The organism is Anabaena sp. AL93, assembly GCF_001672085.1.
Classification (GTDB): domain Bacteria; phylum Cyanobacteriota; class Cyanobacteriia; order Cyanobacteriales; family Nostocaceae; genus Dolichospermum; species Dolichospermum heterosporum.
In genome coordinates, this window is sequence record NZ_LJOU01000052.1 from 1 (window position 1) to 14,293 (window position 14,293).

A 14,293-nucleotide genomic window follows, 5' to 3' on the forward strand; every position below is an offset into this window, starting at 1 on the left:
CCCTACTCCCCCTACTCCCCTGCCCCAACAGCGATAGGATATTTTTTATTTGCAAGTCACTAGAGAGTAAATTTCTTGAATGCCAGGGTAACATTATGACCACCAAAGCCAAAAGAATTAGATAAAGCCACCTCGACTACCTGATCACGGCTAGTATGGGGAACATAATCTAGGTCACATTCTGGATCAAGATTTTCGATATTGATGGTGGGGGGAATTTTGTTATGAGCGATCGCCAAAATTGTCGCTACAGCTTCAATCCCACCAGAACCACCTAACAAATGTCCTGTCATGGATTTAGTCGAACTAATCGCCACCTTATAAGCATACTCCCCCAAAGCTTTCTTAATAGCAGCAGTTTCATTCACATCATTAGCTTGTGTACTAGTTCCATGAGCATTGATATAACTAACCATTTCCGGTGTCAGCGCCCCATCTTTTAAAGCTAATTCAATTGCTCTAGCCGCACCTAAACCACCGGGAACAGGCGAAGTCATGTGATAAGCATCACAGGTCATCCCATAACCGACAATTTCCCCATAAATCTTTGCACCACGACTAATGGCGTGTTCCAATTCTTCAAGAATTAAAATTCCTGCCCCCTCACCCATAACAAAGCCATCACGATCACGATCAAAAGGACGACAAGCATGAGCCGGATCATCATTGCGGGTGGACAGGGCGCGAGCAGCCGCAAATCCTGCCACTGACAGGGGTGTAACTGCGGCTTCACAGCCACCGCAAATCATGGCTGTGGCATATCCGCCTTGAATTTGACGAAAAGCATCGCCGATAGAATTAGAACCCGCAGCACAAGCTGTTACAGAGCAGGAATTCGGACCTTTTGCCCCAGTATGAATTGCTGTTAATCCTGCTGCCATATTGGCGATCATCATGGGAATCATGAAGGGACTACAACGACTAGGACCTTTATTAGGATCTAAGTAAATGGTTTGTTGGTCTTCTAAAACCTTAATTCCACCAATTCCCGAACCGATAATTACACCAACTTGTTCAGCGTTGAGATCATCAATTACTAAACCTGAATCAGCAACAGCTTGTTTAGCTGCTGATACACCCAATTGGGCAAACCGATCCATCCGCTTGGCTTCTTTGCGATCTAAGTAAGTGTGTGGATCAAAGTTCTTGACTTCACCCGCAATGCGGCAACTATGTTTAGAAGCATCAAAGGCGGTGATATAGTCAATTCCATTCCGTCCGCTTAATAATCCTTCCCAATATTCGGCTGGTGTGTTACCAATAGGTGTAATCGCGCCCACACCTGTTACAACAACGCGGTTACGTTTATAGTCTATCATGATTGCATTAAATATGGCGAAAAAGCAGCAGGGGGAAACAATTAAGAGGGCTGAGTTCCGAGTTAAGTATTCTTAGTTAAGACTATACTGTTTGCTCAATATTATGGACTTTTGGTGCTTTTTTTGAAGTCAAACTTACAGTTTAGACACTTAACACTCATCTAAGGACGGGTTTATCCAGTTAATTTGTATACTCTTAAAGTATTTGTTTAAACCCGTCAATGCTGAATATAATTTCGTCTATGGAGATGCAGCAACGTGACTAGAGATATAATCAACTACGGCTTGAACAGTTGTAATTTTTTCAGCCGCTTCATCAGGAATGTCGATCTCAAATTCTTCTTCCAAAGCCATGACTAACTCCACTGTATCTAGGGAATCAGCCCCTAGATCTTCCATAAAATTGGCATTTGGTATAACCTTAGCCTCATCCTCTATGCTAAGTTGCTCAACGATAATCTTTTTAACTTTTTCAAAAGTTGCTGCTTGGCTCATAAATAAAAGTCCTTAACAAGTTGCTATGATTTGCTCTAAATGAACAAAGTTTTTTTTGGGCATATACATCTTATCGGAAAGGGTGAACCTGAGTATAGGTTCTATCATTAAAACTGAGGATTAAAGATGAAGGAGATCCTGGAAATGAGAGATAAAGGTTTAATAACCACAGTAACCACCCAATTAATCAATCCTCATCACCTCTAAACAATAAACCAACTATACTTTTATGCTATCTAAACCGCTAAAATACGCTTACTATCCAGGCTGTGTAGCTCAAGGGGCTTGTAGGGAACTGTATATATCAACTCAATCTCTCACTCAAGCCTTGGGTATTGAATTGGTTGAACTGAAAAAAGCCTCTTGCTGTGGTTCAGGGACATTTAAAGAAGATTCTCAACTACTAGAAGATACCGTTAACGCCAGAAATATCGCTTTAGCAGAATCATTAAATCTCCCTTTACTTACCCATTGCAGCACTTGTCAAGGTGTTATTGGTCATGTTGATGAACGATTAAAAGAATGTCAATCTACCAATCCCGATTACGTGAATAAAGTTAATGGTTTATTAGAAAAAGAAGGTTGTTCACCCTATCGGGGGAGTACAGAAGTTAAACATCTTCTTTACGCTTTAGTGACAGATTACGGCTTAGAGGAAATTACCCAGCGTGTCACCAAGAAATTAAGTGGATTAAAATGTGCAGCTTTCTATGGTTGTTATCTCCTCCGCGCTCAGAAATCCATGCCCTATGATGATCCTTTTAAACCCGAAGCAATGGAAAATGTATTTCGGGCAGTAGGGGCGACACCTGTATATTATCGTGGCAGAACTCAATGCTGTGGTTGGCCTTTATCCAGCTACGCGACAACCGAATCTTTCCAAATGGCGGGAAATCACATCCAAGAAGCTTTAAATAATGGTGCTGATTGTATTGTCACACCATGTCCTCTGTGTCATTTGAATTTAGATTCTCGTCAACCAGAAGTAGAAAAGGTAATTGGTGAAAAGTTAGGTTTACCGATTTTACACTTACCCCAGTTAATTGCTTTAGCTTTAGGTGTCAGTCCCAAAGAATTGGGTTTAGACAGACATATTGTGTCTACAAAACCCATTTTAGAAAAATTAGGTTGGTAAAATATCACCGAGAATTTAGAGAATTTAGATCCCCGACTTCTTAGAGAAGTCGGGGATCTGTGGATCACTCATTTTTACCAATCACCGATTTTTGATATTCTTCTTCACTAATTAAATCCTGATTGTTTTCTACACGATCTAAAAATACTAATCCCTCCAAATGATCATACTCATGTTGAAAAATTCTGGCAACAAAATCAGTTAATTCTTGTTTTTGTAAATTGCCATAACGGTCTGTATATTCAACTTCAATTGTTTGATATCTAGGAACTAAACCCCTAATTCCAGGAACACTTAAACAACCTTCCCAATCTTTAACCACTTCTGAAGAATTGGCAACAATTCGGGGATTGATCATTGCTGTTGCTTGCATTTCTGGCGCATGGGGATATCTGGCATTAGGACGGGAAGCAACGATAAATAAACGGTATGATGCTGCTATTTGTGGTGCAGCAATTCCCACCCCATTAGCTTGAGCAACTGAGGTAATTAATTCATCAATGAGGTTTTGAATTTCTTGATTTTGAATATTCTCAACCGCAGCAGCTTTTTGTCGTAATATCGGATTACCTAATTTAATGATTGGTGCTAATTCATTCATTTTCAAATCTCTATATTTTTCTCATATCAAATTTCATTATCGCCGTTTTGACGATTATACCATTGATGATGTGCGATCGCCCTCCGATTGCGTCGCCTTCTACCTCGCACCGTCATGAATGCCGTAAGGTGTTACTTTACGCATTAAAAAAAGCGAGACAAGAAGTGGCTTCCGTGCCGTTCGCTCTTTTCTGTGAAATAATTAGGGCTTGCTAAATAAAGCTAAAACCATTGTAAACTTTACCTATTAGCCGGGAAATATGGCTTACGCCAGTAGATGTCAAGTTGCTATTTCCTAATCCCATAAAACCCATAAAACCACAAAAAAGGATCATGACAATGAGTATAGAATATCATGTCCAACTTATTCAAGCAGGTAACACCCAAACCTTAACAATTCCTCAAGAATTAAACCTATCAACAACAGAAGTAATTATCCGACAAGAAGACGGAAAACTGATCATAGAACCCTATCAGAAAAAATCCCTCCTGGAAATTTTTGCCACCTTAGATGATATTGAAGAAGATTTTCCCAATGTTGATGAAGGATTATTACCCCTAGATAATATTGAACTGTAAAAATGTCTTATTCTTACTTACTCGACACTAATATACTCTCTGATTTTATTAAACACCCAACAGGGAGAATTTTTTCTCAAATTCAAGATGTTGGTGAAGAAAAAATTTGTACCAGTATTATTGTAGCTTGTGAATTACGATTTGGCGCGGAAAAAAGTAATTCATTCCGATTAAAACAAAGAATTGAACTAGCTTTTAGCATTATTCCTGTATTGCCATTAATGGCGGATGTAGATCATAATTATGCCACAATTCGCACACATTTAGAACGTCAAGGAACGCCCATTGGTAGTAATGATTTATTGATTGCTGTGCAAGCGTTCACTCTAAATCTAACTCTCGTTACTGCCAATGTTCGTGAATTTTCTCGCGTTCCTAATTTAAAAGTAGAAAACTGGCTTAAATCTGATTAAGAAAGCTATGAGAAATGAAGAATAAACACAAAAATCACGTGAATTATACTCAACACGGCTTAATTATTTTATTTAAGCGGGTAGGGGTAAAGCAAGAGCTTCATTGGTGTCAACTTAACGTGAAAGCCTTGTAAAATATCAGTTTCACCCTTTCTCGTTCTCATACTCTGTATGGGAATGAATTCTAGAAGGCTCTGCCTTCTATGAAAACAGAGGCAGAGCCTCTGTAATAGCATTCCCAGTCAGAGACTGGGAACGAGATATCATCAGGATTTGAGCTTAAGTTGACACCAATGAAGCTCTTGCTTTACCCCTACAAATCTAGGTTTTTCGTGATTTTATAAAAGTCCATGTCCCAACCGTTTTGAGTATAAAAATTTTGGCGTTGCATAATATGGCGATCGCCATCTGGGCTATTAGCAACGCCAAGTTTTATCAGTTTTGAGAATGTGGGCAGGAAATCCGGGACAACTTACTAAATATCAATTTTCTTTGTTAATTGGTAAAGGTGCAGGTTTAACTAAAAATTGAGAAATTTTGCCATTACGCTCTACTTGCACTTGTAAAGGAATGCCAACTTGACTATTTTCTACTATTCTTTGCACCTCATCAACTTTCAAAACGGGTTGATTATTCATACTTTTGATCACATCTCCTGGACGTAATCCAGCAGTGGCTGCGGGTGAGTTAGGAACAATCCTCACTAATAGAATCCCTTGATTTGCAGATAAATTTATTTTCTCTCCAAATCGAGCAATGATTTTTTCCTTAATTTCTGGCGTTAATGTTACCATTTGTATGCCTAAATAGGGATGATCAACTCTACCTTTAGCAATTAGTTCTTCGGCAATTTTTTGGGCAGTATTAATAGGAATCGCAAAACCTAAACCTTGAGCGCCTTGAATAATTGCTGTATTCATGCCAATGACTTCACCACGAGCATTTAGTAATGGTCCACCAGAATTACCAGGATTAATTGCTGCATCTGTTTGCAGATAATCAACACGCTTATCACTTGCACCGATATCACTACTAGAACGATCTGTGGCGCTGATAATTCCAGATGTGACAGTATTATTTAAACCCAAGGGATTACCAATAGCGATAACGGCTTCTCCTGGTTGCAAAGTATCCGACTTACCTAAAGCTAGACTGGGTAAATTACTGGCATCAATTTGAATTACTGCCACATCTGTTACAGCATCTTCGCCTAATACTTTACCTTTAAAAGTTCTGCCGTCTTTGAGGGTAACTGTAACTAAATCAGCACCGTCTACAACATGAGAATTAGTTAAAATTTGCCCAGATGAATTAATGATAAATCCCGAACCGCTACCTCTTTCTACTCTTTCTCTTTGTTGAGAAGGGATTCTATTGCCAAAAAAGCCGCGAAAAAAGGGATCAGAAAATTCGTCTGGTGCTTGAGTTGTGACGGTTCTTGTCGAATCAATGCGAACAACTGCACCTCCCACCTTTTGTACTACTTTGACAACAAAGTTAGGATCTCCAGAAGAGGAAAAAATCGCGGGAGGAGCAATTTCTGTAGTGGGTGCAGTGGTTTTGTGTGGTTGTGCATTGCTAGGTTCGATTTCTGTGGTGGTTTTCTTGAGATTCGTACAACCTCCCAGCATGAACACGGCTACACCACACACTGCGAGCCATTTTTTACCCTTATTTCCCCAATTTTGCCCTAAAAATCTAGTATTAATATTCTGCGCTGCTAAGTTATGATTATTAATTTTTATCATGTGATTATTGCTCCGTATTCGTTAGTAGGTGCTAGGATATTAGCTACCGGGTTTTTATCAAAATGATTATAGGTGACACAGAAGTAATTACGAATTAGGAATTAGGAATTACGGATAAAGGTGGCGTTAATGGAAATTCCCATAGATGATTTATGGAATCGTGTATTAGAGCGGTTACAGTTAGAGTTAGCTCCGCCTACCTTTGAAACTTGGATTAAAACAGCTTATGCACAGCAGCTAGAAAATAACTGTTTGGTAATATATGCTCCTAATCCTTTTGCTCGCAATTGGCTTCAGAAGTATTACATTAATACTATTGCTAATGTAGTCCACGATATTGTGGGTTATCCAATAGAGATTTATATTACTGTAGTTGAGGATAAGGGAGTTTCTCATGTGGATAAACCGGAAGTGGAGGGGAAATTACCAGCAATAAATCATATTTTGGCAAATGCTCCCATAAATTCGCAAAAGACTTCAGATTTAAATTCTAAATATGTTTTTTCTCGTTTCGTTGTCGGAGCTAATAATCGCATGGCTCATGCGGCTTCTCTAGCCGTGGCAGAATATCCGGGTAGGGAATTTAATCCGTTATTTTTATGTGGTGGTGTGGGTTTGGGGAAAACTCACTTAATGCAAGCTATTGGTAATTATCGCTGGGAAATCTGTCCTCATTCTAAGATATTTTATGTGTCTACGGAGCAGTTTACAAATGATTTGATTACTGCAATTCGTCAAGATAGTATGCAGAGTTTCCGCGAACATTATCGGGCTGCTGATATGCTGCTAGTTGATGATATTCAGTTTTTGGAGGGGAAGGAATATACTCAAGAGGAATTTTTTCATACTTTTAATACTTTACATGAGGCGGGTAAGCAAGTTGTAATTGCTTCAGACCGTCCTCCTAATCAAATTCCCAGTTTACAAGAACGGTTGTGTTCACGGTTTTCTATGGGGCTAATTGCTGATGTGCAAATGCCTGATTTAGAGACGAGAATGGCAATTCTGCAAAAAAAAGCTGAGTATGAAAATATTCGTTTACCACGAGAGGTGGTTGAATACATCGCTTCTAATTGTACTTCTAATATCCGTGAGTTGGAGGGGGCGTTAATTCGAGCTTTGGCTTATATTTCTATTTGGGGTTTACCTATGACTGTGGAAAATCTGTCACCGATTTTAGGCACTCCTAGTCAGAAAATAGAAACTACTCCTGAGATAATTTTAAATATAGTTGCAGATGCTTTGAATGTTTCTATTGAGGATTTGAAGGGTAATTCCCGTCGTCGAGAAATAAGTTGGGCTAGGCAAATAGGAATGTATTTAATGCGACAACTTACGAATTTGAGTTTACCCAAGATAGGGGAGGAGTTTGGGGGTAAAGATCATACGACGGTGATGTATAGTTGTGAGAAAATTACCCAGTTAAAGGAGAGTGATCAGAGTTTAATTCAAACTTTACACCAATTGAGCGATCGCATCCAAATGGCTACTACCAAAAATAGAATTAATATCGTTGATGTTTTCCACAACCCAAAAAACTAACTTATCCCATTAAAATCTGCACTATTAAGTCCGAATTTTAAGAAAAATATAATAAATGATTAATTTTTATTTAAAATTGCGGTCAAAATCCAATTTTTTGCCGCAAAGCTGTGGAAAACTTTAATTTATTATTTATCAGTTTCATGAAGTATGATGATTTTGGGAAAATTCAGGATAGTTTTTCCACAGTTTTTCCACAGGTAACTATCCAGATTATTTGTTTTTTTATATCATGAGTATTGACAAATGGATGAATTTATGAGTGCTGCAATTTTCCAGGCTAAACAAGGTAGACAAGAAGGGGGAATTCCCATTGGCTCTGTTTTGGTTAAGGATGGTAAAATTTTCGGACAGGGACACAATAAGCGCGTCCAAGATGGTAATCCTGTAACTCATGCGGAGATTGATTGTCTCCGTAATGCGAGCAGAATTGGTAACTACAGAGGTACAATCTTCTACTCTACGTTAATGCCTTGTTATTTGTGTGCCGGTGCTGTGGTGCAGTTTGGGATTAAAAAAGTTATTGCTGGAGAATCAAAAACTTTTCCTGGCGCTAGAGAGTTTATGGTATCTCACGGTGTGGAAGTCATAGATCTAAATTTAGATGAATGTGAACAAATGATGAGTGAATTTATTACAACTAACCCGGAACTTTGGGATGAAGATATTGGGAGATAGGAGGTAGGGGCGCAGGGTCTGCGCCCATTCAGGAGTATGGCTAACGCCACGCTGCGCTATCAGGAGTTCAGGAGGAAGAAGAAATGAATGAAAATTGACACTCTCAGGGAGCCAAGCCACTGAGCTTTACGCTTACCGGATATTCCTGTAAAATTGTCCAAAAACCTATTACCCATTACCCATTACCCATTACCCATTACCTATCACCCATTTATATTGACCCCACAATTAAAATTGAGAAATTAGTGTCAATTTTCTCCAGTTGCGTTATGATGGCGATCGCAAGCCTAAAAACCTTGTCGGCTGGATATTGCCACGACTGTTCAGCTAAATAGCGTTTAGTAGTGGTAATTACCGTACAAAACCGAATTCCCAAGCAGCTTACTCTTGTTATTTATGGTATAGTGGAAAAGTTAGAACTAGCTTTACCAAACTATAATTGCTCTACGCGCAGGTAATAATTGCAAGCGGAAGGCTGTTTTGATCAAGAATTTACACACAAAAATCTGAAATACACCGAGTTTATGATTCAGCAAGTAATTCACCCAATGGTGAAATTGCAGCGCAACGTGCAATCACTCGTAGAATCCAATATTATCAAACCCAATGATAGGATTTGGAAGATTGCCTTACTCTATGGCGATGACTGGCAACATTGGAAACAGGAGTTGCTAGACTTTGGATTTAGCACCCAAGATCCAATTGGCGATTTATTAGCGGTAGAAAAGTGGGACGACGATTAAATATCTAAATTAGATTGGCTATATCTAGGATAGATTTGACGTAGATAAGCTGTTGTGCATTTAATTTGTATAAGTGGAACAGGCATCTTGCCTGTTAAACAAGAGTTCAGAATATTAGGATTATACAATTTAGCTGTGTAACAGCTTACACCTACCTCCAGCAATGATAGAACTTTGTCCTTGTTTTATGGTGGGTGCAATTCTTTCGTCACTCGATTTTGGATTGATGATTTTGGACTTCGACTTCGCTCAGTCGAACGATTTTGGATTAACTCCACCCTCAAGTATAGATATGGAAAATTTTGGATTTAGAATTGACGTTAGCGAAGCGTACGCAGCGCAGCGAGTATTTTTACATTAGTAACTGATACCAAATTTTTTAATCTAAAATCTAAAATTCCCCGTCCAAACACACACTCAAGAATTTTTATTAAGGTAGGTAAATTATGGTTCAAACCTTACCTAAAACCCAGTTAGTAACCTTTGAAGAGTTTATTAAATGGAAACCAGAAGGCGGATTTTATGAACTGCATGATGGGGAAATTATTGAGATGAATCCACCATTAGGAAAACACGAAAGCAGAACCGGGGTTTTAACTATAGAATTAGCTATAGAGTGCCGCCGCTTAAATCTTCCCTATTTTATTCCCAAACAGGCATTAGTTAAACCACCAACAACGGAATCAGCCTATTGTCCAGATGTTTTGTTGATAAATTCCACAAATCTAGTCAATGAACCTCTTTGGGAAAAAAAAGCAACAGTAACTCAAGGTGATTCTGTGCCATTAATCATCGAAGTGGTGAGTAGCAATTGGCGAGTTGATTACTATAGAAAATATAGTGATTATGAAGAAATGGGAATTAAAGAATATTGGATTGTTGATTATCAACCCTTTGGTGCTGGTAAATTCGTGGGTGAACCAAAACAACCTACCATATCAGTTTGTTCTCTAATTGGTGATGAGTATGAAATTAACCATTTTAGAGACAATGAGCAAATAATTTCCCGCACTTTTCCCGAATTGAACCTAACCGCTAACCAGATTTTGCTAACTGCTAATTGATATTAATGCCTGAGCCAACTCCTTTGCAGTATGATAGCGATCGCGTGGTAAAGGTTCTGTCACACAATCAATTACCTGTCTTAATTTATCACTAATTGTTGGTATCCCTTTAACCTCAAAGCGAAAATTACGCCCCCTTTGCCGATAAAATTTTAAAGGATTTTCCCCAGTTAATAAAAAAATTAACGTCGGACCAATAGCATACAAATCAGATTGGGTAAGCGGTTGTCCCCGTTCCTGTTCAGGAGCGCAAAAACCCTCAGCCCCGATTCTTGTCCCTGGTTTTGTGCCAATTTCCTTAACAGCACCAAAATCCAATACAACAATACTATTATTACCACTTCGCACCATCAAATTAGCCGGCTTAATATCCCGGTGAATTAATGGTGTATGTTGGTGATGCAGATAATCTAGAATATCACAAGTTTGGATCATCCAAGCGATCGCTTGCTTCGGAGTTACAGGTCCAGTTAAGCGAATCCGTTTGTCTAAATCTTGTCCATGAATTAACTCCATAGCCAAGTATTTTTTACCATCTTCCACAAAGAAATCATAATACTTGGGAACTCCCCCATGATTAAGATGCTTGAGAATACTAGCCTCTCGGATGAATAACTCTTGAGCTTTGGGAATTTTCACCATATCAGCATTCATCTGCTTAATTACCAGTAATTGTGGTACACCAGTAATTTCACCAACACCATCCCAAGCTAAATAGGTAGTACCCATACCACCCTTTCCCAAAGTGCGTAATACCTGATAATGACGAATAGTCTTTTGCACCAAAATTGGTTGACCACAGTGAACACAAAACACATTTTGAGGACGATTCCCTTCGTGAGTACAACCAGCACTGGAATATTCTGGAATTATCTTTTGATTAATTTCTCCATTTCCTGAACCTGAAGCTCGGATAAGTAGAGGAGATAATTCCTGAACTTGTACCTTGAGTACAGGACCACCCTGAGCTAATTGCAGCAAAGAATTATCAGCAACGATAGATTTAGTAACCAAAAAGCCATTGAGGAAAGTGCCATTAGTTCCATGACTAATTAACTCCCAATCATCCCCTCCAGCATTAGTAACTAATTTCAGTTCTAAATGATACCGAGAAACTAAATTGTCAGCCAAAACAACGTGATTATCTACCGCCCGACCAATGCGAACGACGGTAGAACCCTCAAAGCACCACTGTTTCAGCGGTGTTTTTGTGCTTTTTTCTAATAGGGTCAAAGTAATCACAATACAACCTAAAATTTAAGATCAAAAAACTAATTTTAGAAGCAACTTTGCTAAGATAGTCTGACTTTCACTCGCACTAGTATAGCTGTAATATTGTCATGACCATTGTGTTCATTACCCAATTCAATTAAATCTTGAACCCCTGTGACTAAATTACTAGAAGAACTTAATAAGGGTTGGAGATGGGTTTGCCAATGAGTTTCTAAGCAGTCATTATCTGATAAACCATCTGAAATCAATACCAGAAGCATATCTTCATTGATATCAAATAACATCACATCAGGATGGAGAGCATCTTCGTTGCGTGGACCTAAAGCTTGGGTAAGTTGATAAGCATCTGCACGTCCATAGGCAATACTAGGTTCTATACCCCTAGCAATTTCTCGTTGACCAACTTCATGGTCTATAGTTATTTGTTCTAGTCCTTGCTTGCGAGTCAGCCAATAAAGACGACTATCTCCCACATGAGCAATTGCCGCTTGATTATCTTGAATTAGTAGCATGACCAAAGTAGTACCCATGCGACCAATACCAGAACGAGCTTCTTTTTGATTAAGCTCATAAATAGCCTGATTAGCCAGATAAACTGCGTGAAGAATAGACTCCTTGCGAGGCAATTCTGTATCTACCCAAGTTTCTTGAAAGTATTGACGGATAGTATTTACCGCTAATTGACTAGCTATTTCACCTCCAGCATGACCACCCATACCATCACAAAGAATATATAAACCTTGTGTTGTAACTTGACTATTTCCTGGTAACTCTATCTTGTGAACTTGACTATCAACACCAAAATAGTCCTCATTATGATCACGTTGACGACCCACATCAGTAGCTGCTGCATATTCCACGCTACTTAGCTGCATGGATAGAACTAGGGTTGGGGCTTCATCACTTTTATTTTTTGTATCATCACCTAGTGCCAAGACAGGTGATGAAGTTGGTTGTTCCTGATTACATTCTTCTGCTATTTCTTGTAAATGCGATAGCAATTGCGCCAGAGTTTGAATATTCCCAGATTCCACATACTCTAACATCTGCACCACACAATCCAATGGAGTGTGTTGGGATTCTCTAAACAAAGTTTGCCACATCCGACCCAAACTTTTAAGAGTTAAAGCTTGTTGTCCATTCTCTCGTATTTTCGTCAAATCTAAAACTTCGGGTGGTTGTGGTGTCAGTAACGGTGTCTCTATATATAGCCGTTGTAATATCAGAGTTCGGTCTTCATCTAAGCGCAAGTTCGACAACTCCAACAAACTTTGGCGACAATTTACAGTTTCTAACAACTCCCAAAGTTGAGTCATTTGATAAAACCAATGTAAAATTTCCAACGGACTTACTGTATCTCGTCGCAAAACATCAAGCAACGTCGGGAAATTGGATCTGTCTTCTAACAAGACTACTTGAAAATGATCTTGCTGCCAAGCATCATGAATATTTGGTATTCCTGGGCGCTTATCTACCTGCAATTTTAGATAAGCTTCCGCCAGACCCGGAATTGTCCTTATATCCATCTTGGTTTCGTGCAAAAGCATTGCCCCAATCAGTGATATTTTGTAAGGTTGACAATCTAGAACCTTGACTTCTATATAATCCGCAAATTCTTGTGGAGATTCTAACAAGCGATAACGTTGCCAAGGATCTAAATAAGCATCTAAAACAAATTTGGATAACAGACCAGAATCTCCGCCACCATCCGCTATATTTTCTAGATTTTGGCTTAATTTCGCAGTTTCCGCCACAACAGAAACTACCTTATCCACTGCCTGAGTAATGAGTGCGTACCAAACTGTGCTAGATTCTGCACCACATTTATAACAATACTGTGCATCTAAAGCCATATCGGCACTACATTCAGAGCAGATTTTATGAGCTAAGGATATACCACAGCTTTGACAGAACTTATTACTATCACCGTTTTCAAATTTACACTGGGGGCAAATCAGCATAGTCGGACTTCCTTGATTTTCCTGGTAAGGTGCTTTTAGCTACAAATATTCAAACAGTCCACAATTAAATAACTAAAATTAAAATTATGTAACCTAAGAACTAAGTGCTATTGTTGACACTCTTTTTGTATACTGATATTACAGTACCTTAATCTATTTTTCCGGTTAATGATTTAATCTTGCAACTTCTAGGGGAGTGAGTTCTCGCCATTGTCCTGGTGCTAAATCATCTAATTGAATATTACCAATACTTATCCTAATTAACCGCAAAGTCGGAAAACCCACAGCAGCAGTCATGCGACGGACTTGGCGATTTTTACCTTCAGTTAAGGTCATTTCTAGCCAAGCTGTGGGAATACTTTTCCGAAATCGAATGGGGGGAATACGTTGGACTACGGATGGTTCTTCTAACAATAACCTAACTTGAGCAGGACGAGTCCGGTAATCTTGAATTTCTACCCCAGTTTGTAGCTGATGAATTGCATCAATATCAGGAATACGTTCCACCTGCGCCCAATAAGTACGTTGATGACCAAAGCGCGGATGTGCTAGACGATGCTGTAACTGTCCATCATTTGTTAGTAACAGTAACCCCTCACTATCCCAATCTAAACGCCCCACAGCATAAACATCGGGAACATCTATATACTCTTTTAGCGTAATATGTTTGGGACTTTCTTGAGTAAATTGGCTCAAAACCCCATAGGGTTTGTGAAAAATAATATACCGATTATTCATAAAATATAGAAGGATTCAGGAGGTAGGGGCGCAGGGACTGCGCCC

At 39.0% G+C, this 14,293-nt stretch carries 14 protein-coding genes; 7 read left to right on the plus strand and 7 right to left on the minus strand.

Going from position 1 to position 14,293, the window contains the following annotated elements; translation table 11 throughout:
• Nucleotides 1–59: 59 nt before the first annotated feature.
• Both fabF and acpP read right to left on the minus strand, forming a co-directional pair.
• Nucleotides 60–1,319 (minus strand): beta-ketoacyl-ACP synthase II, encoded by a 1,260-nt coding sequence (gene fabF / locus AN486_RS14550; RefSeq protein WP_290601250.1) that lies wholly within the window; start codon nt 1,317–1,319, stop codon nt 60–62.
• A 240-nt stretch (nt 1,320–1,559) separates the two neighbouring features.
• The gene (gene acpP, locus AN486_RS14555) at nt 1,560–1,814 is read right to left on the minus strand and encodes an acyl carrier protein (protein ID WP_053541139.1); all 255 of its coding nucleotides are present in this window, start codon (nt 1,812–1,814) and stop codon (nt 1,560–1,562) included.
• A 229-nt stretch (nt 1,815–2,043) separates the two neighbouring features.
• Here acpP and AN486_RS14560 point away from each other — a divergent pair, with 229 nt between their 5' ends.
• Nucleotides 2,044–2,949 carry a CoB--CoM heterodisulfide reductase iron-sulfur subunit B family protein gene (locus AN486_RS14560; RefSeq protein WP_015081593.1) on the plus strand — a complete coding sequence of 302 codons (906 nt, stop codon included), beginning with the start codon at nt 2,044–2,046 and terminating at the stop codon, nt 2,947–2,949.
• Between the two features lie 64 nt (nt 2,950–3,013).
• Here AN486_RS14560 and def read toward each other — a convergent pair whose 3' ends face one another.
• Entirely contained in the window at nt 3,014–3,550 is a 537-nt protein-coding gene (gene def, locus AN486_RS14565) for a peptide deformylase (protein ID WP_053541141.1), read from the minus strand.
• Between the two features lie 338 nt (nt 3,551–3,888).
• On the opposite strand from def, the gene AN486_RS14570 reads away from it, so the two are divergent.
• Both AN486_RS14570 and AN486_RS14575 read left to right on the plus strand, forming a co-directional pair.
• A complete protein-coding gene (locus AN486_RS14570) occupies nt 3,889–4,128 on the plus strand; it encodes an AbrB/MazE/SpoVT family DNA-binding domain-containing protein (protein ID WP_290601276.1) in 240 nt (79 codons plus the stop codon).
• A gap of 2 nt (nt 4,129–4,130) precedes the next feature.
• Nucleotides 4,131–4,541, plus strand: coding sequence for a type II toxin-antitoxin system VapC family toxin (locus AN486_RS14575; protein WP_168635650.1), 411 nt, complete (start codon nt 4,131–4,133; stop codon nt 4,539–4,541).
• Nucleotides 4,542–5,023: 482 nt separating this feature from the next.
• Here AN486_RS14575 and AN486_RS14580 read toward each other — a convergent pair whose 3' ends face one another.
• The gene (locus tag AN486_RS14580) at nt 5,024–6,289 is read right to left on the minus strand and encodes an HhoA/HhoB/HtrA family serine endopeptidase (protein WP_290601255.1); all 1,266 of its coding nucleotides are present in this window, start codon (nt 6,287–6,289) and stop codon (nt 5,024–5,026) included.
• Between the two features lie 129 nt (nt 6,290–6,418).
• Here AN486_RS14580 and dnaA point away from each other — a divergent pair, with 129 nt between their 5' ends.
• The 4 genes from dnaA to AN486_RS14600 all read left to right on the plus strand — a co-directional run bounded on the left by dnaA (nt 6,419) and on the right by AN486_RS14600 (nt 10,316).
• Nucleotides 6,419–7,831, plus strand: coding sequence for a chromosomal replication initiator protein DnaA (gene dnaA / locus AN486_RS14585; RefSeq protein WP_051424346.1), 1,413 nt, complete (start codon nt 6,419–6,421; stop codon nt 7,829–7,831).
• 246 nt (nt 7,832–8,077) lie between these two features.
• Nucleotides 8,078–8,509, plus strand: coding sequence for a nucleoside deaminase (locus tag AN486_RS14590; RefSeq protein WP_290601259.1), 432 nt, complete (start codon nt 8,078–8,080; stop codon nt 8,507–8,509).
• 524 nt (nt 8,510–9,033) lie between these two features.
• Entirely contained in the window at nt 9,034–9,252 is a 219-nt protein-coding gene (locus AN486_RS14595) for a DUF4327 family protein (RefSeq protein ID WP_027402742.1), read from the plus strand.
• A 446-nt stretch (nt 9,253–9,698) separates the two neighbouring features.
• Nucleotides 9,699–10,316, plus strand: a complete 618-nt coding sequence (locus tag AN486_RS14600) for a Uma2 family endonuclease (protein WP_290601262.1) — start codon at nt 9,699–9,701, stop codon at nt 10,314–10,316.
• Here the strand turns inward: AN486_RS14600 and AN486_RS14605 are convergent.
• From AN486_RS14605 to AN486_RS14615, 3 genes are all read right to left on the minus strand, one after another.
• On the minus strand, nt 10,302–11,558 hold the full coding sequence (locus AN486_RS14605) for a protein kinase (protein ID WP_053537469.1): 1,257 nt from the start codon (nt 11,556–11,558) through the stop codon (nt 10,302–10,304). The two genes, AN486_RS14600 and AN486_RS14605, sit on opposite strands and share 15 nt — an antisense overlap.
• 50 nt (nt 11,559–11,608) lie before the next feature.
• Entirely contained in the window at nt 11,609–13,510 is a 1,902-nt protein-coding gene (locus AN486_RS14610) for a serine/threonine phosphatase (protein WP_290601264.1), read from the minus strand.
• A gap of 165 nt (nt 13,511–13,675) precedes the next feature.
• Nucleotides 13,676–14,248 carry an rRNA large subunit pseudouridine synthase E gene (locus AN486_RS14615; RefSeq protein WP_027402737.1) on the minus strand — a complete coding sequence of 191 codons (573 nt, stop codon included), beginning with the start codon at nt 14,246–14,248 and terminating at the stop codon, nt 13,676–13,678.
• Nucleotides 14,249–14,293: the final 45 nt, after the last annotated feature.